Annotated in this window: 3 protein-coding genes; all 3 read right to left on the bottom strand. The window is 76.2% G+C overall.

Annotation, left to right across the window (positions count from 1 at the left end; genetic code table 11):
• The coding region (locus AOK24_RS43550) for an ATP-binding cassette domain-containing protein (RefSeq protein WP_420876738.1) at positions 1 to 634 on the bottom strand (634 nt) is incomplete at its 3' end.
• A 127-nt stretch (positions 635 to 761) separates the two neighbouring features.
• On the bottom strand, positions 762 to 1,520 hold the full coding sequence (locus AOK24_RS43545) for an NUDIX hydrolase (RefSeq protein ID WP_055725355.1): 759 nt from the start codon (positions 1,518 to 1,520) through the stop codon (positions 762 to 764).
• 121 nt (positions 1,521 to 1,641) lie between these two features.
• A partial coding sequence (locus AOK24_RS43540) for a glucosidase family protein (protein WP_478078797.1) occupies positions 1,642 to 2,729 on the bottom strand: 1,088 nt, incomplete at its 5' end.

Raw genomic sequence — 2,729 nt, 5'->3', positions numbered from 1 at the left:
CGTCCTGGTCGGCGGCGACGCGGCCCCGGTCCAGGGTGACGACGCGGTCGGCGGTGCGGGCGGCCTCCTTGGGGTCGGTCATGGTCAGCAGAACGGTTCCGCCGTGGCGGGCGTGGGCCGTGAGCATGTCGTACAGCCAGCGGCTCTCGCGCGCGCAGAGGCCGTCGGCGGGGTCGTCGAGGACGAGGGTGTGCGGGTCGGCGAGGAGGGCGCAGGCGAGGCCGAGGCGGCGGTCCATGCCCCGGGAGAGGGCCGCCAGGCGCTCCTCGCGCAGGCTCACGAGGCCGACCGCTTCGAGGACCTCGTCGGCCCGGCCGGCCGGGACGCCGGTCGCCGCGCACAGCATCCGCAGGTGGCCGCGGACCGTGCGGCCCGGGTGCCCCGGTACGTCGCCGAGGAGTACGCCGACCTCGCGCGCGGGGTGGGCGATGCGGTGCAGCGGGCGGCCTCTGAAGTACGTGACGCCACGGCCCTGTTGGAGTTCGAGCATGAGTCTGAGCGTCGTACTCTTGCCCGCCTCCGGGGCCCCGAGGAGCACCGTGACATGCCCGACGCGCGCCTCGAAGGAGACGTCGTCGACGGCGGGAGGGAGATCCTTGCGGGGGATGCTGGTCAGTCCGAAGGCCTGGATCACCCGCAGCAAGATAGCGCCCTATTTGGGGTTTTTCAGGCATCGCACGGCCGGGCGCACCGAGCCCGGGGGCAAAGTGGGGCTCAGGGCAGGCCGGTTGACGGCGGGGCGGCGCTCTTCGGGGTGCTCCTCACACCTCGGGGCGCAGCATCGGCGGGTTGAGCAGCGTCGCGCCGCCCGCGCGGAAGAGCTGGGCGGGCCGGCCGCCCTGGCGGGTGGTGGTGCCGCCCGTGGGGACGAGGAAGCCCGGTGTCCCGGTCACCTTGCGGTGGAAGTTGCGCGGGTCGAGGGCGACGCCCCACACCGCCTCGTAGACCCGGCGCAGCTCGCCGACGGTGAACTCGGTGGGGCAGAACGCGGTGGCCAGGGAGGAGTACTCGATCTTGGAGCGGGCGCGCTCGACGCCGTCGGCGAGGATCTGCGCGTGGTCGAAGGCGAGCGGCGCGACGGGGTCGCCGTCCCGGCCGTAGCCGCCCTGCTGGAGGAGTTCCTCGACCGGCGCCCAGCGGGCGTTGCTGGCGTCGCCTCCCGCGCGCGGGGCGGGCAGGTCGGGGGCGAGCGCGAGGTGGGCGACGCTGACGACGCGCATGCGCGGGTCGCGCTTGGGGTCGCCGTAGGTGGCGAGCTGTTCGAGGTGGGCGCCGTTGTCCTGGGCGGGGACGGCGGGTTCGTGGGCGTGCAGCCCGGTCTCCTCGGCGAGTTCGCGCGCCGCGGCCTGCGACAGGTCCTCGTCGGCCCGTACGAAGCCGCCGGGGAGCGCCCATCTCCCCTGGAACGGCGGTTCGCCCCGGCGGACCGCCAGCGCGCACAGGGCGTGGCGCCGCACGGTCAGCACGACCAGGTCCACGGTGACGGCGAAGGGCGGGAAGGCTGACGGGTCGTAGGGCATGCGGCGATCTTAGTCGTCTCCCTGACGATAAACACTCCCTTCGCCGGTCATGGCAGGCACGGGTCCGCTCCGGCCGGACAGCGCCGTCGTCCGGTCGTCCACACGCCCCGTTTCCCGTCGTTCACACCCCCAGCTGGAGCCCGTCGCCGGCCTCCTCGACCATGGCGAGGCCGAGGCGGCTGACGCGTACGGAGAACGGCTCGCCCGCCACGCGCAGTCCGCTGAGGCCGACCTCGCCGAGGGGCGCGCTGTGCACGGGGCGCAGGGTGACCGTCCGGGCCGGGGCGTCGGGGCGGATGCCCGCAAGGGTGGTCAGCAGCAGGACACCGGCGGCTGCCGCGGTGGCGGCGGGGCGGCAGGCGGCCGGGTGCGGCACGGGAGCGCTCCCGTCGGTGCGCCGCTCGCCCCCGTACATCTCGGGCAGCCGGTACCCGAACGCCTCCGCCGCCCCGAGGACGCCCTTCAGGAGCGAGCCCGCCTCCTTCTCGTACCCGGCGGCGGCCAGGCCCGCCACGGCGAGCGCGCTCTCGTGGACCCGTACGGCGCCGCCGCGGTGGCCGAAGGGGTTGTACCCCGGCTCTTTCTCGCCGAGGCCGCGCAGCCCCCAGCCGGAGTCCAGCGCGGGACCGCCGAGCAGCCGCGCGAGGTGCTCGGTCCGCACCCGGTCGAGGAGCCCGGTGGCGAGTTCGCCGCCGCCCAGCAGCCCGGTGTCCAGGAGGTGTACGGCGCTCGCGCCGAGGTGCGCCACCGGGCGCCCGTCCGGCAGCCGCGCGGCGATCGGGCGTCCGCCGCCGAGGTCGTCGGCCCAGAACTCCTCGTGGAACGCCGCACGCAGTCCGCGCGCCCACTCCCGCAGGGGCTCGCCGCCCGGTCTGCCGCAGGCGTCGAGGAGGTCGGCGCCGAGCAGGGCCGCGCGGTGGGCGTGTGCCTGGGTCTCACAGCGGGCGGGGCCGCCGGGCTGGGGGTCGCGCAGGTACGGGCCCGCCCCCACGGTCGTCCGCAGCCAGGTCAGGCAGCGTTCCGCCGTCGGCAGCAGGTCGGCGACCTCCTGCTCGGGCAGGCCCCAGCGGCGGGCCTCCGCCAGGAGCGCGGGGAACAGGAGGGTGGCCTCGGTGCCGGTGCAGGCGGGCGGGAGGTGGGCGCCCGCGTCCCGCTGCGGGCCGGGGAGGAGGCCGTCGGGGCGCTGGGTGCGGGCGAGGATGCGCAGGG

The organism is Streptomyces niveiscabiei (genome assembly GCF_001419795.1).
GTDB lineage: Bacteria > Actinomycetota > Actinomycetes > Streptomycetales > Streptomycetaceae > Streptomyces > Streptomyces niveiscabiei.
This window is presented reverse-complemented; position numbering and strand designations above follow the sequence as displayed.